Consider the following 18,583-nt stretch of genomic DNA (forward strand, 5'->3'; position numbering starts at 1 on the left):
AGACGGCGCGGAGTTTACGCCTGCTGGCTGAAAATAAACAGTAGTATGGCACGAATAATTAAAAAGGCGTTTCAAAATAGAGGGTTCAGCAAAAAGCTGACGTTTACCGCGGCCAGGCGCCAGGGCTTCAGCAAAAGTGTGCAGTACCTCTAAGTTCTGCAATCAAGTCGCTGACGTACCTTGCGCGTTGAGCAAGAAAGGTACAGAATTCTTGAAACGTTTCAGCGTCATTCGGCATATCGTTCACCGTCAGATGGCGCCTTTTTTCTCAAGTTAGCTGAAACGATTCAATTCAGCAGGAGAGGAGAACCATGTTCCAGTTATCTGTGCAGGATATTCATCCCGGCCAGCAGGCCGGTAATAAAGAAGAGGCCATCCGGCAGGTCGCCGCCGCGTTGGTCAGCGCCGGCAACGTGGCCGATGGCTACGTGAACGGCATGCTGGCGCGCGAGCAGCAGACCTCCACCTTCCTCGGCAACGGGATCGCGATCCCGCACGGCACGACGGATACGCGTGACCAGGTGCTGAAGACCGGCGTTCAGGTGTTTCAGTTCCCGCAGGGCGTCACCTGGGGCGAAGGGCAGACCGCCTATGTGGCGATCGGGATTGCCGCCAGCTCAGATGAACACCTCGGCCTGCTGCGTCAGCTGACCCATGTGCTGAGCGATGACGCGGTCGCCGCCCAGTTGCAGTCCGCCACCACCGCGGAAGAGCTGCGGGCGCTGCTGATGGGGGAGAAGCAGAGCGAAGCGCTGAAGCTGGACAACGAGACCCTGAGTCTCGACGTCGCGGCCAGCGATCTGCTGACCCTGCAGGCGCTGAACGCCGCGCGTCTGAAAGAAGCAGGCGCTGTGGATTCCGCCTTCGTTAGCCACGTCATTAACGATACGCCGCTGAACCTCGGTCAGGGCATCTGGCTGAACGACAGCGCCGAAGGCAATCTGCGCAGCGCCGTGGCGGTCAGCCGCGCCGCCACCGCCTTCACCCGCGACGACCAGCCGGTTTCCCTGCTGGTCACGGTGGCGATGACCGACGATCAGCCAACCGCGGTGCTGAACCGCCTGAGCAAGCTGCTGCTGGACAAGAAAGCTGACCATCTGCTGAAAGCCGACGCCGCCACCGTGCTGGCGCTGCTGACCAGCGACGACGCGATTGCCGAAGATGTGCTGAGCGCCGAATTCGTGGTGCGCAATGAGCACGGCCTGCATGCCCGTCCGGGCACCATGCTGGTCAACACCATTAAACAATTTTCCAGCGACGTCACCGTCACTAACCTCGACGGTTCCGGCAAGCCGGCCAACGGCCGCAGCCTGATGAAGGTCGTGGCGCTGGGTGTGAAAAAAGGTCACCGTCTGCGCTTTACCGCGCAGGGTGAGGATGCGCAACAAGCGCTGGATGCGATTGGCGAAGCGATCGCCGCAGGCCTTGGGGAGGGCGCATAAATGAGCAGACGTGTAGCAACCATTACTTTAAACCCGGCGTACGATCTGGTGGGCTTCACCCCGGAGATCGAGCGCGGTGAAGTGAACCTGGTGCGTACCACCGGCCTGCACGCCGCCGGGAAAGGCATTAACGTGGCGAAAGTGCTGAAAGATCTTGGTATTGACGTCACCGTCGGCGGCTTCCTGGGGAAAGACAACCAGGATGGCTTTCAGCAGCTGTTCAGCGAGCTGGGGATCGCCAACCGTTTCCAGGTGGTGCAGGGCCGGACCCGCATCAACGTTAAGCTGACGGAAAAAGATGGCGAAGTGACCGATTTCAACTTCTCCGGCTTTGAAGTCACCCCAGGCGACTGGGAACGCTTCGTCAACGACTCCCTGAGCTGGCTGGGGCAGTTCGATATGGTCTGCGTCAGCGGCAGCCTGCCGTCCGGCGTCAGCCCGGAGGCCTTTACCGACTGGATGACCCGTCTGCGCAGCCAGTGCCCGTGCATCATTTTCGACAGCAGCCGCGAAGCGCTGGTTGCCGGACTGAAAGCGGCGCCGTGGCTGGTGAAACCGAACCGTCGCGAGCTGGAGATCTGGGCTGGCCGTAAGCTGCCGGAGATGAAAGACGTTATCGACGCCGCCCATGCGCTGCGCGAGCAGGGGATCGCCCACGTGGTGATTTCCCTGGGCGAAGAGGGCGCGCTGTGGGTGAACGCCTCCGGCGAGTGGATTGCCAAACCGCCTTCAGTCGAAGTGGTCAGCACCGTTGGCGCCGGCGATTCGATGGTCGGCGGCCTGATTTACGGCCTGCTGATGCGAGAATCCAGCGAGCATACCCTGCGCTTGGCGACCGCCGTCGCTGCCCTGGCCGTCAGCCAGAGCAACGTCGGGATCACCGACCGTACCCAGTTGGCCGCGATGATGGCGCGCGTCGACTTACAACCCTTTAATTGACAGCAGGAGAGGCATAATGAAAACGCTGCTGATTATTGATGCCGGACTCGGACAGGCGCGCGCCTATATGGCGAAAACCCTGCTGGGTGCCGCAGCGCCAAAAGCGCACCTTGAACTGATTGATAATCCGAACGACGCCGAACTGGTGATTGTTCTCGGGTCGGCGCTGCCCACTGACAGCGCGCTGAACGGCAAACAGGTCTACCTCGGCGATATTAATCGCGCCGTGGCGCACCCGGAGCTGTTCCTCAGCGAAGCCAAAGGCCACGCGACGCCGTACGCGGCGCCTGCCGCCGCGGCAGTCCCGGCGGCCACCGGCGGGCCGAAACGTATTGTCGCGGTCACCGCCTGTCCGACCGGCGTTGCCCACACCTTTATGGCGGCTGAAGCCATTGAAACCGAAGCGAAAAAACGCGGCTGGTGGGTGAAAGTGGAAACCCGTGGCTCCGTCGGCGCGGGCAATGCTATCACCCCGGAAGAGGTGGCCGAGGCGGATCTGGTGATCGTCGCCGCCGATATCGAAGTCGACCTGGCGAAATTCGCCGGCAAGCCGATGTATCGCACCACCACCGGTCTGGCGCTGAAGAAAACCGCCCAGGAGCTGGACAAAGCGGTTGCTGAAGCCAAACCGTACCAACCTTCCGGTAAACCTCAGGCTGCTGGCGAAGGTAAAAAAGAGTCGGCGGGCGCCTACCGCCACCTGCTGACCGGCGTCTCCTACATGCTGCCGATGGTGGTGGCGGGCGGCCTGTGTATCGCGCTCTCCTTTGCCTTCGGGATCAAAGCGTTTGAAGTGAAAGACACCCTCGCGGCGGCGCTGATGCAAATCGGCGGCGGCTCGGCCTTCGCGCTGATGGTGCCGGTGCTGGCGGGCTTTATCGCCTTCTCCATTGCCGACCGTCCGGGTCTGACCCCGGGTCTTATCGGCGGTATGCTGGCGGTCAGCGGCGGCTCCGGCTTTATCGGCGGGATCATTGCCGGTTTCCTTGCCGGTTACGTGGCGAAAGCCATCAGCACTAAGCTGAAACTGCCGCAGAGTATGGAAGCGCTGAAGCCGATCCTGATCATTCCGCTGGTCTCCAGCCTGATCGTGGGCCTGGCGATGATCTACCTGATTGGTAAACCGGTCGCCGGTATCCTCGCCTGGCTGACCCACTGGCTGCAAACCATGGGCACCGCCAACGCGGTTCTGCTGGGCGCGATCCTCGGCGCGATGATGTGTACCGACATGGGCGGCCCGGTGAACAAAGCGGCCTATGCCTTCGGCGTTGGCCTGCTGAGTACCCAGACCTACGCGCCGATGGCGGCGATCATGGCGGCCGGTATGGTGCCTCCGCTGGCGATGGGTATCGCGACGCTGGTTGCCCGCAATAAGTTCGACAAAGGGCAGCGGGAAGGGGGTAAAGCCGCGCTGGTTCTCGGCCTGTGCTTTATCTCTGAAGGGGCGATTCCTTTTGCCGCCCGTGACCCGATGCGCGTGCTGCCTTGCTGTATCGTCGGCGGCGCGGTAACCGGCGCTATCTCGATGGCGATTGGCGCGAAACTGATGGCGCCGCACGGCGGGCTGTTTGTTCTGCTGATCCCGGGGGCGATTACGCCAGTGCTGGGCTACCTGCTGGCGATTGTTGCCGGGACGCTGGTGGCGGGCCTCTCCTACGCGGTGCTGAAACGCCCGGAAGCGCAGGTAGCGGAAGTCGAAAAAGCGGCATAATCTCTCCGCAATAAAAAAGGGCCGACTGTTCGGCCCTTTTTTTATGTCTCTATTTACGCCACTTCGGCGATCTGCTGCGCCCGCAGCCAGGCAATCTCTTCCGCCCAGATATCCGGGTTGATGGTTTCCAGAATCAGCGGAATGCCGTCGAAGCGGTTGTCCTGCATGATCCAGCTGAAGCAATCGTGGCCGATGTTGCCCTCCCCCAGGCTATGGTGACGGTCAACCCGGCTGCCGAAGGCGCTCTTGGCATCGTTAAGGTGCATGCCGCGCAGATACTGAAAGCCGACGATACGGTCGAAGTCGGCAAAGGTCTTCTCGCAGGCTTCCGCGCTGCGCAGGTCATAGCCGGCGGCGAACGCGTGGCAGGTATCGATGCAGACGCCGACGCGGGTTTTATCTTCCACGCCGTCGATGATGGCCGCGAGGTGCTCGAACTTAAAGCCGAGGTTGCTGCCCTGGCCGGCGGTATTTTCGATCACCGCGGTAACGCCTTCGGTCTTCGCCAGCGCGATATTGATCGATTCGGCGATGCGCGCCAGACACTCTTCCTCCGGGATCTGCTGCAGATGGCTGCCGGGGTGGAAGTTGAGCAGCGTCAGCCCCAGCTGCTGGCAGCGGGTCATCTCATCGATGAAGGCGTCACGGGATTTTTCCAGCGCCTCTTCCACCGGGTGGCCGAGGTTAATCAGGTAGCTGTCGTGCGGCAGGATCTGTCCGGGGCCAAAGTGATACTTTTCACAGGCGGCTTTGAATTCGGCGATGGTCTGGTCGCTGAGCGGCGCGGCGCGCCACTGGCGCTGATTTTTGGTGAAGAGGGCGAAGGCGGTTGCTTCGATTTCGGCGGCGCGAATGGCGGCATTGGCCAGTCCACCTGAGGCGCTCACGTGCGCTCCTACGTATTTCATAAAAAAACTCCAGTTAAAGCCGCTGGGGGGTGGGTAATGATAGCGGCTTAACTGGAGAAAGATGTAGTGCTTTATGCCATCAGGCTGTGGATGGCGACGTTAATGGCCCCGCCGCCAACAATCAACCAGACGAACAGCATCAGCGCCATCAGCAGCGGTTTCGCCCCGGCTTTTTTCAGGGCGCTGACGTGAGTGGTCACCCCAAGAGCGGCCATCGCCATCGCCAGCAGGACGGTATCCAGCGTCACCAGCATCTCCACGACCGCTTTCGGCAGCAGATGGAAGGAGTTAAACACCGCCACCAGGATGAACATAATGGCAAACCACGGAATGGTGATTTTGCTTTTCTCGCCGTTACCCGCCGGGGTCAGCTGTTTAACACGCGCCGCCAGGAACAGCAGGAACGGGGCCAGCATCATCACGCGCAGCATTTTAGCGATAACCGCGGCGTTCTCCGCATCCGGGCTGACCGCATGGCCGGCGGCGACGACCTGCGCCACTTCATGCATGGTGGAACCCATATAGATCCCGTAGGTCTCCGGGGTAAACCAGTGCGCCAGCAGCGGGTACATCGCCGGGTAGAGGAAGATGGCGATGGTACCGAAGATCACCACCGTGGCGACGGCGACGGTCACTTTACTGGCTTCGGCTTTGACCACCGGTTCGCTGGCGAGCACTGCCGCCGCGCCGCAGATGCTGCTGCCGGCGCCGATCAGCCAGCTGGTGTGCTTATCGAGCCCAAACACTTTCTGGCCCAGGAAGCAGGCGATGAAAAAGGTGCTGGAGAGCGTCAGAACGTCAATCAAAATACCGCTCACGCCGACGTCGGCAATCTGGGCGAACGTCAGGCGGAAGCCGTAGAGGATGATCCCCAGGCGCAGCAGATACTGTTTGGCGAAGATCACCCCGCCGTCGCAGGGCTGCCAGATTTTCGGATAGACCGTGTTACCGACGACCATCCCGAACAGAATAGCGAGGGTCAGAGCGCTGAAGCCCGCCCCGGCGATGGCCGGGAAGCTACCGGCCCACAGGGCGGCGCCGGTCAGGGCGGCGGTCAGCGCCAGGCCTGGGACAAAATGCCACAGGGAACGATGTTTGGTGGGTAAAGTGAGTGCTGTCATAACCTTCTCCTTTGTCTGCCTAAAGGTTACGCCGCGCGGGATTAAATATAAAATTGATTATATGTTTATAATCAATCGTAATAAGTGGTTAATGGCCGCTTCGCCGGGGACAACGGGGCAGGGGAGTGAGGCGCGCAAGCGAGCTGCTCTTGTCAGCAAGACGATGATTTTGTGACGTAAGGGGATTTTCCTTCCGTCAGCCGCCTCGATTTGTGTCACCATAGTAAGGAAGGTTATTCAGACTGGATTACTAAACGGGTGGGTTATGCATATTACGCTGCGGCAGCTGGAAGTGTTCGCCGAAGTCCATAAGAGTGGGTCGACCACTCAGGCGTCACAGATGCTGGCGCTTTCGCAATCGGCGGTCAGCGCCGCGCTGACCGATCTGGAAGGGCAGCTTGGCGTACAGCTGTTCGACCGCGTCGGCAAGCGGCTGGTGGTCAATGAGCATGGACGGCTGCTCTATCCGCGCGCCCTGGCGTTGCTGGAGCGGGCCCTGGAGATCGAGCAGCTGTTTCGCGGCGACAACGGGGCGATTCGGGTCTACGCCAGCAGCACCATCGGCAACTATATTATGCCGGAGATCATTGCCCGCTATCGCCATGACTTCCCGGATCTGCCGGTTGAGCTGAGCGTGGGCAACAGCCTGGACGTGATCAACGCCGTTGCCGACCTGCGGGTGGATTTCGGTCTGATCGAGGGGCCGTGCCATGCCGCCGATATTATCGCCGAGCCGTGGCTGGAAGATGAGCTGGTGGTGTTTGCCGCGCCTGACTCGCCGCTGCTGGCGGGGGAGGTGACCCTGCAGCAACTGGCCGAGGCGCCGTGGATCCTGCGCGAGCATGGGTCTGGCACCCGGGAGATTGTCGATTACGTTCTGCTGTCGCATCTGCCGGCGTTTCATCTGGGGATGGAGCTGGGCAACTCGGAGGCGATCAAACACGCGGTGCGCCATGGGCTGGGGATCAGCTGCTTATCGCGGCGGGTGATTGCCGAACAGCTGGCCTCCGGCACGCTGGCGGAGCTGAAAGTGCCGCTGCCCCGGCTGACGCGCACGCTGTGGCGCATCCACCACCGGCAGAAGCATATTTCCAAAGCATTACAACGTTTTCTGCAGTATTGCCAGGTGTAGCGATCCGGCTTTATCGCCTGATAGAGGGGGGGAATTTGCTGGCAATTCCGCAGGTTAGTGCTTTACTAATAATTTGCGGTCGATCATGAAGCTCTCTTATAACTTTGCATTTGTACCGGATGGAACCCCGATCGTCTGCTACAATCGCGCCTCATTTTTTGGATGGATAGCATTATCACATGGTTTCGGAAACTAAAACCACAGAAGCGCCCACGCTACGTCGTGAACTAAAGGCGCGCCACTTGACCATGATCGCCATCGGCGGTTCCATCGGTACGGGTCTTTTTGTTGCCTCTGGCGCAACGATTTCGCAAGCAGGTCCCGGCGGGGCGCTGCTGTCTTATATTCTGATCGGTCTGATGGTCTATTTCCTGATGACCAGCCTGGGCGAACTGGCGGCGTTTATGCCGGTGTCCGGTTCTTTCGCCACCTACGGGCAGAATTATGTTGAAGAGGGCTTCGGCTTCGCGCTGGGCTGGAACTACTGGTACAACTGGGCGGTAACGATCGCCGTTGACCTCGTGGCCTCGCAGCTGGTGATGAGCTACTGGTTCCCTGACACCCCAGGCTGGATCTGGAGCGCCTTGTTCCTCGGCATTATGTTCCTGCTGAACTGGATCTCGGTGCGCGGCTTTGGCGAGGCGGAATACTGGTTCTCGCTGATCAAAGTGGCCACCGTCATTATCTTTATCATCGTCGGCGTGATGATGATTGTCGGCATCTTCAAAGGGGCGCAGCCTGCCGGCTGGAGCAACTGGGGGATCGCGGATGCGCCGTTTGCCGGCGGCTTCTCGGCGATGATCGGCGTGGCGATGATTGTCGGCTTCTCCTTCCAGGGCACCGAGCTTATCGGTATTGCCGCCGGTGAGTCTGAGAACCCGGAAAAGAACATTCCGCGCGCGGTGCGCCAGGTCTTCTGGCGTATCCTGCTGTTCTACGTCTTCGCGATCCTGATTATCAGCCTGATCATTCCGTATACCGATCCGAGCCTGCTGCGCAACGATGTTAAAGATATCTCCGTCAGCCCGTTCACGCTGGTCTTCCAGCACGCCGGTCTGCTGTCGGCGGCGGCGATCATGAACGCCGTTATCCTGACGGCCGTTCTGTCGGCGGGTAACTCGGGGATGTACGCTTCTACGCGTATGCTGTATACCCTGGCCTGCGACGGCAAAGCGCCGCGCATTTTCTCGAAGCTGTCGCGTGGCGGCGTACCGCGCAACGCCCTGTACGCGACCACCGTTATCGCGGCGCTGTGCTTCCTGACTTCGATGTTCGGTAACCAGACGGTGTACCTGTGGCTGCTGAACACCTCGGGGATGACGGGCTTTATCGCCTGGCTGGGGATTGCCATCAGCCACTATCGTTTCCGTCGTGGCTTCGTCCTGCAGGGTAACGATATTAATAATCTGCCGTATCGTTCCGGGTTCTTCCCGCTGGGGCCGATCTTCGCCTTCGTGCTGTGCCTGATCATCACCCTCGGACAGAACTACGAAGCGTTCCTCAAGGACACCATTGACTGGGGCGGCGTGGCGGCGACCTACATCGGTATTCCGCTGTTCCTCGTCATCTGGTTTGGGTACAAACTGGCGAAAGGCACCCGCTTCGTTCGCTACAGCGAAATGACCTTCCCGGACCGCTTTAAGCGTTAATCTTCGCTATTGTGCGATGAAAGCCCTCTGTAAAGAGGGCTTCATCTTGCTGGTCAAGCGCAATCTTCAGGAATTGCCCGGCGGCGCTGCTTGCGCGGGCTTACAGATATTTGCGTAACTGTTTGATATTGCAATTTTTCGTAGGCCGGGTAAGGCGAAAGCCGCCACCCGGCAGACAGATGAGTACGATAACGAAAACAGGTTTGTATCACCCGGAAGCCCTCTGAAAAGAGGGCTTTTTTTATGTCCACACGGTTACAGCCTGACACAATTATTCATAATTAGATTGATAATAGAAATCATTATCTTTATCATTTCCGACCATTACGGATGAAGCCACTCCCCCCGTCTCTGCCATGTGTACAGACTGACATCGGGCGACCAGCCACATCGACGAGAAAACAGCGCGAGTCTATCGCCGACAGAGCGGCAGGCCGCCAGCGCGTGTGAGCAACACCTTTTTGTTTGTTTGGTTGTACACCTCATGGAGATTTGGAATGTTCAGGTTAAACCCTTTTATCCGGGCGGGATTGTCTGCGTCCGTCGTATCGTTGGCGTTTCCGGCCCTGGCCGATGTGAATGAAGAAACGCTGGTGGTGACCGCCTCGGCCACTGAACAGAGCGTCAAAGACGCACCGGCGAGCATCAGCGTCATCACCCAGCAGGATTTGCAGCGCAAGCCGGTGCAGAACCTGAAAGACGTACTGCGCGATGTGCCCGGGGTCCAGCTCACCAACGAAGGGGATAACCGCAAGGGCGTCAGCATTCGCGGTCTGAGCAGCAGCTATACCCTGATCCTTGTCGACGGGAAACGCGTCAACTCCCGGAACGCCGTCTTCCGCCACAATGACTTCGACCTGAACTGGATCCCGGTGGATGCCATCGAACGTATCGAGGTGGTGCGCGGCCCGATGTCCTCCCTGTACGGCTCCGATGCGCTCGGCGGCGTGGTCAACATTATTACCAAAAAAATCGGCCAGAAATGGACCGGGACGCTGAGCGCCGATACCACCATTCAGGAACACCGCGACCGCGGCGATACCTGGAACGGCCAGTTCTTCACCAGCGGCCCGCTGATCGACGGCGTGCTCGGGATGAAGGCCTACGGCAGCCTGGCGAAGCGCGCCAAGGACGATCCGCAGTCTTCCAGCAATGCCACCGGCGAAACGCCGCGCATCGAGGGCTTCACCAGCCGCGATGGCAATGTTGAATTCGCCTGGACGCCGAGCGACAACCACGATTTCACCGCGGGCTATGGCTTTGACCGCCAGGATCGCGACTCCGATTCCCTTGACCGCAACCGCCTTGAGCGTGAGAACTACTCCCTGAGCCATAACGGCCGTTGGGAGATGGGCAGCAGCGAGCTCAAGTTTTACGGCGAAAAGGTGGATAACAAAAATCCGGGGCAGAACGGCACCATCACCTCGGAAAGCAATGCCATCGACGGCAAGTATGTCCTGCCGCTGGACATGATTAACCAGCTGGTGACCTTCGGCGGCGAATGGCGCCACGACAAGCTGAAAGATCCGGTCAACCTGAGCAGCGGCGGCCAGTCCACCTCCGCCAGCCAGTACGCCCTGTTTATTGAAGACGAATGGCGCATCATCGAGCCGCTGGCGCTGACCACCGGCATTCGTATGGACGACCATCAGACCTATGGCGATCACTGGAGCCCGCGCGCCTATCTGGTGTATAACGCCACCGATACCGTCACCGTCAAAGGCGGCTGGGCGACGGCGTTTAAAGCCCCGTCGCTGCTGCAGCTTAACCCCGACTGGACCACCAACTCCTGCCGCGGCTCGTGCAGCATCATCGGTAACCCGGATCTGAAGCCGGAAACCAGCGAAAGCTTCGAGCTTGGTCTCTACTATCGTGGGGAAGAGGGCTGGCTGCAGGATGTTGAAGGCAGCATCACCACCTTCCAGAATAATGTCGACGATATGATTGATGTTCTGCGCACCTCCAGCGCCAGCGAAGCGCCGGGCTACCCGAACTTTGTCGGCTGGAAAACCGTCAACGGTAAGCGCGTGCCGATCTTCCGCTATTTCAACGTCAACAAAGCGCGCATCAAAGGGGTGGAGACTGAGGTGAAGATCCCGTTCGGCGATGAGTGGAAGCTGACGGTGAACTACACCTACAACGATGGTCGCGATCTGAGCAACGGCGGCGACAAACCGCTGCAGACGCTGCCGTTCCATACCGCCAACGGCACGCTTGACTGGAAACCGCTGGACGACTGGTCCTTCTACGTGACGGCCAACTATACCGGCCAGCAGCGCGCGGTGAGCGCCACCGGCAAAACGCCGGGCGGCTATACCCTGTTTGACGTCGGCGCGGCGTGGCAGGTCACCAAAAACGTGAAACTGCGCTCCGGGGTGCAGAACGTGGGCGATAAAGATCTCAACCGGGACGACTACAGCTATACCGAAGAGGGCCGTCGCTACTTTATGGCCGTGGATTATCGCTTCTGATCGTTGGCGCTTAACGATGGCCTGCGCCGCGACGTGGAGTCGCGGCGCAGGTTGCGTTTAGCTAAAGAGATGCTGCGCGTGGAAACGCAGATGGTCTTCGATAAACGAGGCAATAAAGTAGTAGCTATGATCGTAACCGGGCTGGATGCGCAGCGTTAACGGCCAGGCCTTCTGCCGCGCGACCTCCGCCAGCACCGCGGGCTGCAGCTGTCCGGCGAGGAACGGATCGTTATCGCCCTGATCGATAAGCGTCGGCACCGCGTCCGCCGGCTGGCTGGCCTGCATCAGGGCGCAGCTGTCCCAGGCGCGCCATGTCGATTCATCGGCGCCGAGATAGGCGGTAAACGCTTTCTTGCCCCACGGCACCTGGGAGGGATTGACGATTGGCGCGAAGGCGGAGACGCTGGCGTAGCGGCCGGGATTGGTGAGCGCCATGATAAGCGCGCCGTGACCGCCCATCGAGTGGCCGCTGATGGCGCAGCGTTCGCCGACGGTAAACTCGCTGCGGATAAGCGCGGGCAGTTCGTCGCGCAGGTAATCGTACATCCGGTAGTGCGCCGCCCACGGCGCCTCGGTGGCGTTCAGGTAGAAGCCAGCGCCTTGCCCCAGATCGTAACCGTCATCGTTGGCCACCTCGTCACCGCGCGGGCTGGTATCCGGCATCACCAGCGCGATGCCCAGCGCGGCGGCAATGCGCTGAGCGCCCGCCTTGGTGGTAAAGTTTTCATCATTACAGGTCAGCCCGGACAGCCAGTACAGCACCGGCGGCGGCGTTTCGCGCTCAGGCGGTAAAAAAATGCTGAACGTCATGGCGCAGTTCAGGACAGGGGAGTGATGACGCCAGCGTTGTTGCCGGCCGTCAAAACAGCGATGCTCTTCAAGCAGTTCCATGCAAGGCTCCTCGGAAGGGATGTGCGCGTAAACGTTCATAATACAGATATTTCATTAGCCGGTGAGCAACTTTCACTTTCTCCTTTTGAGAACTTACTGCATCATTAATGCAACTTATAGCCAACATGCCGGTGTAGCGATGGCGCTTATGGATGCGTACAGCGGTTGGATCATTCCGGATTCGGCGATAGGGATTTGGCGTCGCGCCTGAGGCGTGGCTTCGCGCCTTAATAAAAGGCAGCGCCAATTTCAATAATTATCGTTACGGCTACTGGATTCTGTGCGCCACCTCACGCACAATGAATACAAACTTTGCCCCCAGAAAAAGCAAAGAGCGCCACACCTGCAGGAGAAACCCAAATGTCATCACTGAGTAAAGAAGCCGTCCTCGTTCATGAAGCGCTGGTCGCTCGTGGGCTGGAGACGCCGATGCGTGCGCCAGTACAAGAAATTGATAACGAAACACGCAAGCGTTTGATTACCGGTCATATGACCGAGATTATGCAACTGCTGAATCTGGATCTGAGTGATGACAGTCTGATGGAGACCCCGCATCGCATCGCCAAAATGTATGTCGATGAGATCTTCTCCGGACTGGATTACTCCCGCTTCCCGAAAATCACCGTCATTGAAAACAAAATGAAGGTCGATGAAATGGTCACCGTGCGCGATATCACCCTGACCAGCACCTGCGAACACCACTTTGTCACCATCGATGGTAAAGCGACGGTAGCCTATATCCCGAAAGATTCGGTGATCGGCCTGTCGAAAATCAACCGCATCGTGCAGTTCTTCGCCCAGCGCCCGCAGGTCCAGGAGCGTCTGACGCAGCAGATCCTGATCGCGCTGCAGACGCTGCTCGGCACCAGCAACGTGGCGGTATCCATTGACGCGGTGCATTACTGCGTGAAAGCGCGCGGCATCCGCGACGCGACCAGCGCCACTACCACCACCTCCCTCGGTGGCCTGTTCAAATCCAGCCAGAATACCCGCCAGGAATTCCTGCGCGCAGTACGTCACCACAACTAAAACGGAGCAGGGTACATGGAGAGAAATGTCACGCTGGACTTTGTCCGCGGCGTCGCCATCCTCGGTATCCTGCTTCTCAATATCAGCGCCTTCGGCTTGCCGAAGGCCGCTTACCTCAATCCGGCCTGGTCAGGAAACGCGACCCTCAGCGACACCTGGACCTGGGCGATCCTTGACCTGCTGGCGCAGGTGAAGTTTCTTACCCTGTTCGCGCTGCTGTTTGGCGCCGGTCTGCAGCTCCTGCTCCTCCGCGGCAAACGCTGGATCCAGTCGCGGTTGACCCTGCTGGCGCTGCTTGGTTTCATTCACGGTCTCTTCTTCTGGGATGGCGATATTCTGCTGGCCTACGCCCTGGTGGGGCTGGTGAGCTGGCGCATGGTGCGCGAGGCGCAGCATGTTAAATCGCTGTTTAACACCGGGGTGGTGCTCTACCTCACCGGCATTGCGGTGCTGGTCCTGCTGGGGATTATCTCGGGGACGGCCGCGAATCGCTCCTGGGTACCGGACGCGGCCAATCTGCAGTATGAGCAGTACTGGAAGCTGCACGGCGGCATGGAGGCGGTCAGCAACCGGGCGGATATGCTGTCGGACAATCTGTTGGCGCTCGGCGCGCAGTATGGCTGGCAGCTGGCGGGGATGATGCTGATAGGCGCGGCGCTGATGCGCAGCGGCTGGCTGAAAGGGCAGTTCAGCCAGCGTCACTATCGGCGCACCGGCGCGCTGCTGGTGCTAGCCGGGATGGCGGTGAATGTGCCGGCTATTGTCGCCCAGTGGTATCTGGCCTGGGACTATCGCTGGTGCGCGTTTTTACTGCAGGCGCCGCGTGAACTGAGCGCCCCGCTGCAGGCTATCGGCTATGCCTCGCTGGCCTGGGGCTACTGGCCGCAGCTCTGCCGTTTCCGCCTGGTGGGGGCTATCGCCTGCGTCGGACGCATGGCGCTGAGCAACTACCTGCTGCAGACCCTGATCTGCACCACCCTGTTTTATCATCTCGGGCTGTTTATGCGCTTCGATCGTCTGCAGCTGCTGGCCTTTGTTCCCCCCATCTGGGCCGTCAACCTCCTCGTGTCATCACTCTGGCTGCGCCGCTTCCGCCAGGGGCCGGTGGAATGGCTGTGGCGTCAGTTAACCCTGCGTGCGTCAGGGACATCATTGAAAGACACATCCAGATAACGATCTCGATCACAATCATTAACAAAACGGATGTAAACGTTTCCAGCCGTGTGACCTCACTCACGTAGCGGACCGCGGGTCGCTGCCAGAATAGCCTCCTTGCTGAGCACAGGAGGTGAATGTGACGTGCTGTAATTCTCTTAAGGTCGCTGAGTATGATCACCATTCGTGATGTCGCCCGCCAGGCGGGCGTATCCGTGGCCACCGTGTCGCGGGTGCTGAACAATAGCGCGCTGGTGAGTCCGGATACGCGCGACGTGGTGATGAAAGCGGTGACCCAGCTGGGCTACCGGCCCAACGCCAACGCCCAGGCGCTGGCCACCCAGGTCAGCGATACCATCGGCGTGGTGGTGATGGACGTCTCCGATGCCTTCTTCGGCGCGCTGGTGAAAGCGGTGGATACCGTCGCCCAGCAGCATCATAAGTATGTGCTGATCGGCAACAGCTACCACGAGGCGGAAAAAGAGCGCCATGCCATCGAGGTGCTGATCCGCCAGCGCTGCTCGGCGCTGATCGTCCATTCTAAAGCGCTCAGCGATGCTGAACTGAGCGACTTTATGCAACATATCCCGGGAATGGTGCTGATCAACCGCATCGTGCCGGGCTTTGCCCATCGCTGCGTCGGCCTCGACAACGTTAGCGGCGCGCTGATGGCTACCCGCATGCTGCTCAATCACGGCCACCAGCGCATCGGTTATCTCTCCTCCAATCACGGCATTGAAGACGACGATATGCGCCGGGAAGGGTGGAGCAAAGCGCTGCAGGAGCAGGGCATCATCGCCCCGGACAGCTGGGTCGGCTCCGGCTCCCCGGACATGCAGGGCGGCGAAGCGGCGATGGTCGAACTGCTGGGGCGGAATCTCGGTCTCACTGCGGTGTTCGCCTATAACGACAGCATGGCGGCCGGCGCGCTGACCACGCTGAAGGACAACGGCATTGTCGTGCCGCAGCATCTGTCGCTGATTGGCTTTGATGATATTCCTATTTCCCGTTACACCGATCCTCAGCTGACCACCGTGCGCTATCCGGTGATGTCGATGGCGAAGCTGGCCACCGAGCTGGCGCTGCTGGGGGCGGCCGGCAAGTTGGATCGCGAGGCGACGCACTGCTTTATGCCCACCCTGGTGCGCCGTCACTCCGTTGCCCAGCGGCAAACTGTGGGGCCGATCACTAACTGAAGTGGCGGCGGGATGTAACCGCTTTCAATTTGTGAGTAAATTCACAGTATATTAACATTCACCTGATTATGATGGCAGCGTTTACCAGTCTGAACCGCGAGGTGATGGGAAATCCTCACTTTCTTCAGTAGGAACAAGGCGTTAAACGAGTATTAGAGTCGTATTTTTCTGGAGCGTTACCCGACACGGAAGACCGAATTTTCGTCGTGAAATGCGTTGTGCGGTAACACTAATGCAACAAATCCCGCCCGCACTTTTTCACAAAAATGACCCTGCATAATAAAACCGGAGATTCCATGAATAAGAAGGTGTTTACCCTCTCTGCTGTAATGGCTGGTCTGTTATTTGGCGCCGCAGCACACGCAGCAGATACCCGTATCGGCGTGACGATTTATAAATATGACGACAACTTTATGTCGGTGGTGCGTAAGGCGATTGAAAAAGATGGCAAATCCGCGCCTGACGTCCAGCTGCTGATGAATGACTCGCAGAACGACCAGTCGAAACAAAACGATCAGATTGACGTGCTGCTGGCGAAAGGCGTGAAAGCCCTGGCGATCAACCTGGTTGACCCGGCTGCGGCGGGAACGGTCATCGAAAAAGCGCGCGGGCAGAACATTCCGGTGGTGTTCTTCAACAAAGAGCCTTCCCGTAAAGCGCTGGATAGCTATGACAAAGCTTATTACGTCGGTACCGACTCGAAAGAATCCGGGATTATTCAGGGCGATCTGATCGCCAAGCACTGGAAAGCCAACCCGAACTGGGATCTGAATAAAGACGGCCAGATCCAGTACGTCCTGCTGAAAGGCGAGCCGGGCCATCCGGATGCGGAAGCGCGTACCACCTACGTTATTAAAGAGCTGAATGATAAAGGCCTGAAGACCCAGCAGCTGCAGATGGACACCGCCATGTGGGATACCGCCCAGGCGAAAGACAAAATGGACGCCTGGCTCTCCGGCCCGAATGCGAACAAGATTGAAGTGGTGATCGCTAACAACGACGCCATGGCGATGGGCGCGGTTGAAGCGCTGAAAGCGCACAACAAGAGCAGCATTCCGGTGTTCGGTGTGGATGCGCTGCCGGAAGCCCTGGCGCTGGTGAAATCCGGCGCGATGGCCGGTACCGTGCTGAATGATGCTAACAACCAGGCGAAAGCGACCTTCGATCTGGCGAAAAACCTGGCCGACGGAAAAGACGCTGCGGCAGGCACCAACTGGAAAATTGACAACAAGATTGTTCGCGTCCCCTATGTGGGCGTCGATAAAGACAACCTGAGCCAGTTTACCGGCAAATAATCGTGATGTGAGTTGCGGGCGTGGGTTATCCACGCCCGATTATTCCTGATACAGAACCAGACTCCTGCTGGCGTTATTGCGCCGGACGGGGCGTGCATGAACGCAGCCAGGTATAACTATGGTCAGCAATAATAGCGAACGGTCAGGCGAATATTTGTTGGAAATGACCAACATCAACAAATCGTTTCCTGGCGTCAAGGCTCTTGATAATGTCAACCTGAAGGTTCGTCCGCACTCCATTCATGCGTTAATGGGTGAGAACGGCGCCGGTAAATCGACATTATTAAAATGCCTTTTTGGGATCTATCAAAAAGATTCCGGCAGCATTCTTTTTCAGGGAAAAGAGATCGATTTCCATTCGGCGAAAGAAGCCCTGGAAAACGGTATTTCGATGGTACATCAGGAATTAAACCTGGTCTTACAGCGTTCGGTCATGGACAACATGTGGCTCGGGCGTTATCCCACTAAAGGTATGTTTGTCGATCAGGACAAAATGTACCGGGACACCAAGGCCATATTTGATGAGCTGGATATTGATATCGACCCGCGCGCCCGCGTCGGTACCTTATCGGTATCCCAGATGCAGATGATTGAGATCGCCAAGGCGTTTTCCTATGACGCCAAAATCGTCATCATGGACGAGCCGACGTCCTCGCTGACGGAAAAAGAGGTCAACCATCTGTTTAAGATCATCCGCAAGCTGAAAGATCGCGGCTGCGGTATCGTCTATATCTCGCACAAAATGGAAGAGATTTTCCAGCTGTGCGATGAAATTACCATCCTTCGCGACGGCCAGTGGATCGCCACCCAGCCGCTGGAAGGGCTGGATATGGACAAGATCATCGCCATGATGGTCGGGCGTTCGCTCAACCAGCGCTTTCCGGATCGCGAAAACACCCCGGGAGAAGTGATCCTCCAGGTGCGCAATCTTACCTCCCTGCGCCAGCCGTCCATTCGCGATGTCTCCTTCGATCTGCATAAGGGCGAAATTCTCGGTATCGCCGGTCTGGTGGGCGCGAAGCGTACCGACATCGTGGAGACCCTGTTCGGGATCCGTGAGAAGGCCAGCGGCACCATCACCCTGCACGGGAAGAAGATCAACAACCACAGCGCCAATGAGGCGATTAACCACGGTTTTGCGCTGGTGACCGAGGAGCGGCGCTCCACCGGGATTTACGCCTATCTGGATATCGGTTTTAACTCGCTGATCTCCAATATTAAGAAATATAAAAACAGCGTCGGCTTGCTGGATAACTCGCGGATGAAGAGCGATACCCAATGGGTCATTGACTCTATGCGCGTTAAAACCCCCGGCCAGCATACGCAGATTGGTTCGCTTTCCGGTGGTAACCAGCAAAAGGTCATTATTGGCCGCTGGCTGCTGACCCAGCCGGAGATCCTGATGCTGGACGAGCCGACGCGCGGTATCGACGTCGGCGCCAAATTCGAGATCTATCAGCTGATTGCCGAGCTGGCTAAAAAAGATAAAGGGATCATTATTATTTCCTCCGAAATGCCGGAACTGCTGGGGATTACCGACCGCATTCTGGTGATGAGCAACGGCCTGGTCGCGGGCATTGTTGAGACTAAAACCACCACGCAAAACGAAATACTGCGTCTTGCGTCATTGCACCTTTAAGATCA

The 18,583-nt window shown here is 58.6% G+C and carries 14 protein-coding genes; 11 read left to right on the forward strand and 3 right to left on the reverse strand.

Annotation, left to right across the window (positions count from 1 at the left end; genetic code table 11):
* Positions 1-311: 311 nt before the first annotated feature.
* Genes fruB through fruA form a run of 3 tightly spaced genes read left to right on the forward strand, consistent with a single transcriptional unit; the run spans position 312 to position 4,092 of the window.
* Positions 312-1,442 (forward strand): fused PTS fructose transporter subunit IIA/HPr protein, encoded by a 1,131-nt coding sequence (gene fruB / locus ACOI6Z_RS01570; RefSeq protein WP_023290452.1) that lies wholly within the window; start codon positions 312-314, stop codon positions 1,440-1,442.
* The gene (gene fruK, locus ACOI6Z_RS01575; protein ID WP_002912941.1) at positions 1,443-2,381 is read left to right on the forward strand and encodes a 1-phosphofructokinase; all 939 of its coding nucleotides are present in this window, start codon (positions 1,443-1,445) and stop codon (positions 2,379-2,381) included.
* Positions 2,382-2,397: 16 nt separating this feature from the next.
* A complete protein-coding gene (gene fruA, locus ACOI6Z_RS01580) occupies positions 2,398-4,092 on the forward strand; it encodes a PTS fructose transporter subunit IIBC (RefSeq protein WP_044524221.1) in 1,695 nt (564 codons plus the stop codon).
* A 53-nt stretch (positions 4,093-4,145) separates the two neighbouring features.
* Here the strand turns inward: fruA and nfo are convergent, their stop codons facing one another.
* A complete protein-coding gene (gene nfo, locus ACOI6Z_RS01585) occupies positions 4,146-5,000 on the reverse strand; it encodes a deoxyribonuclease IV (protein ID WP_023290450.1) in 855 nt (284 codons plus the stop codon).
* 71 nt (positions 5,001-5,071) lie between these two features.
* Positions 5,072-6,121, reverse strand: a complete 1,050-nt coding sequence (locus tag ACOI6Z_RS01590) for a YeiH family protein (protein ID WP_044524219.1) — start codon at positions 6,119-6,121, stop codon at positions 5,072-5,074.
* 265 nt (positions 6,122-6,386) lie between these two features.
* Here ACOI6Z_RS01590 and yieE point away from each other — a divergent pair, with 265 nt between their 5' ends.
* The 3 genes from yieE (at position 6,387) to cirA (ending at position 11,373) form a co-directional block, all read left to right on the forward strand.
* Positions 6,387-7,253 (forward strand): DNA-binding transcriptional regulator YeiE, encoded by an 867-nt coding sequence (gene yieE / locus ACOI6Z_RS01595; protein ID WP_004201638.1) that lies wholly within the window; start codon positions 6,387-6,389, stop codon positions 7,251-7,253.
* A 179-nt stretch (positions 7,254-7,432) separates the two neighbouring features.
* On the forward strand, positions 7,433-8,902 hold the full coding sequence (locus tag ACOI6Z_RS01600; RefSeq protein WP_023290447.1) for an amino acid permease: 1,470 nt from the start codon (positions 7,433-7,435) through the stop codon (positions 8,900-8,902).
* A gap of 497 nt (positions 8,903-9,399) precedes the next feature.
* Positions 9,400-11,373: a catecholate siderophore receptor CirA gene (gene cirA, locus ACOI6Z_RS01605; protein ID WP_065812287.1), complete on the forward strand. Its 1,974-nt coding sequence runs from the start codon at positions 9,400-9,402 to the stop codon at positions 11,371-11,373.
* A 57-nt stretch (positions 11,374-11,430) separates the two neighbouring features.
* Here the strand turns inward: cirA and fghA are convergent, their stop codons facing one another.
* Positions 11,431-12,264, reverse strand: a complete 834-nt coding sequence (gene fghA / locus ACOI6Z_RS01610; RefSeq protein WP_064157250.1) for an S-formylglutathione hydrolase — start codon at positions 12,262-12,264, stop codon at positions 11,431-11,433.
* A 360-nt stretch (positions 12,265-12,624) separates the two neighbouring features.
* Between fghA and folE the strand changes: the two genes are divergently transcribed.
* The 5 genes from folE to mglA all read left to right on the forward strand — a co-directional run bounded on the left by folE (position 12,625) and on the right by mglA (position 18,578).
* Positions 12,625-13,293 carry a GTP cyclohydrolase I FolE gene (folE, locus tag ACOI6Z_RS01615; protein WP_023290444.1) on the forward strand — a complete coding sequence of 223 codons (669 nt, stop codon included), beginning with the start codon at positions 12,625-12,627 and terminating at the stop codon, positions 13,291-13,293.
* 15 nt (positions 13,294-13,308) lie between these two features.
* Positions 13,309-14,466 carry a DUF418 domain-containing protein YeiB gene (gene yeiB, locus ACOI6Z_RS01620; RefSeq protein ID WP_065812288.1) on the forward strand — a complete coding sequence of 386 codons (1,158 nt, stop codon included), beginning with the start codon at positions 13,309-13,311 and terminating at the stop codon, positions 14,464-14,466.
* 155 nt (positions 14,467-14,621) lie between these two features.
* Positions 14,622-15,644, forward strand: a complete 1,023-nt coding sequence (gene galS / locus ACOI6Z_RS01625; RefSeq protein ID WP_023290442.1) for an HTH-type transcriptional regulator GalS — start codon at positions 14,622-14,624, stop codon at positions 15,642-15,644.
* Positions 15,645-15,940: 296 nt separating this feature from the next.
* Positions 15,941-16,939, forward strand: a complete 999-nt coding sequence (gene mglB, locus ACOI6Z_RS01630; RefSeq protein ID WP_023290441.1) for a galactose/glucose ABC transporter substrate-binding protein MglB — start codon at positions 15,941-15,943, stop codon at positions 16,937-16,939.
* 118 nt (positions 16,940-17,057) lie between these two features.
* Entirely contained in the window at positions 17,058-18,578 is a 1,521-nt protein-coding gene (mglA, locus tag ACOI6Z_RS01635) for a galactose/methyl galactoside ABC transporter ATP-binding protein MglA (RefSeq protein ID WP_004201625.1), read from the forward strand.
* Positions 18,579-18,583 lie beyond the last annotated feature (5 nt).

The organism is Klebsiella sp. C239, assembly GCF_048822715.1.
In the GTDB taxonomy this organism is placed as follows: domain Bacteria; phylum Pseudomonadota; class Gammaproteobacteria; order Enterobacterales; family Enterobacteriaceae; genus Klebsiella; species Klebsiella quasipneumoniae.

What these genes read in the sequence shown, in the direction of transcription:
- galS (WP_023290442.1), top strand. Translation starts at nt 14,622, where the DNA reads ATGATCACCATTCGTGATGTCGCCCGCCAGGCGGGCGTATCCGTGGCC.
- fruB (WP_023290452.1), top strand. Translation starts at nt 312, where the DNA reads ATGTTCCAGTTATCTGTGCAGGATATTCATCCCGGCCAGCAGGCCGGT.
- folE (WP_023290444.1), top strand. Translation starts at nt 12,625, where the DNA reads ATGTCATCACTGAGTAAAGAAGCCGTCCTCGTTCATGAAGCGCTGGTC.
- ACOI6Z_RS01600 (WP_023290447.1), top strand. Translation starts at nt 7,433, where the DNA reads ATGGTTTCGGAAACTAAAACCACAGAAGCGCCCACGCTACGTCGTGAA.
- yeiB (WP_065812288.1), top strand. Translation starts at nt 13,309, where the DNA reads ATGGAGAGAAATGTCACGCTGGACTTTGTCCGCGGCGTCGCCATCCTC.
- cirA (WP_065812287.1), top strand. Translation starts at nt 9,400, where the DNA reads ATGTTCAGGTTAAACCCTTTTATCCGGGCGGGATTGTCTGCGTCCGTC.
- nfo (WP_023290450.1), bottom strand. Translation starts at nt 5,000, where the DNA reads ATGAAATACGTAGGAGCGCACGTGAGCGCCTCAGGTGGACTGGCCAAT.
- ACOI6Z_RS01590 (WP_044524219.1), bottom strand. Translation starts at nt 6,121, where the DNA reads ATGACAGCACTCACTTTACCCACCAAACATCGTTCCCTGTGGCATTTT.
- mglB (WP_023290441.1), top strand. Translation starts at nt 15,941, where the DNA reads ATGAATAAGAAGGTGTTTACCCTCTCTGCTGTAATGGCTGGTCTGTTA.
- mglA (WP_004201625.1), top strand. Translation starts at nt 17,058, where the DNA reads ATGGTCAGCAATAATAGCGAACGGTCAGGCGAATATTTGTTGGAAATG.
- fruK (WP_002912941.1), top strand. Translation starts at nt 1,443, where the DNA reads ATGAGCAGACGTGTAGCAACCATTACTTTAAACCCGGCGTACGATCTG.
- fghA (WP_064157250.1), bottom strand. Translation starts at nt 12,264, where the DNA reads ATGGAACTGCTTGAAGAGCATCGCTGTTTTGACGGCCGGCAACAACGC.
- yieE (WP_004201638.1), top strand. Translation starts at nt 6,387, where the DNA reads ATGCATATTACGCTGCGGCAGCTGGAAGTGTTCGCCGAAGTCCATAAG.
- fruA (WP_044524221.1), top strand. Translation starts at nt 2,398, where the DNA reads ATGAAAACGCTGCTGATTATTGATGCCGGACTCGGACAGGCGCGCGCC.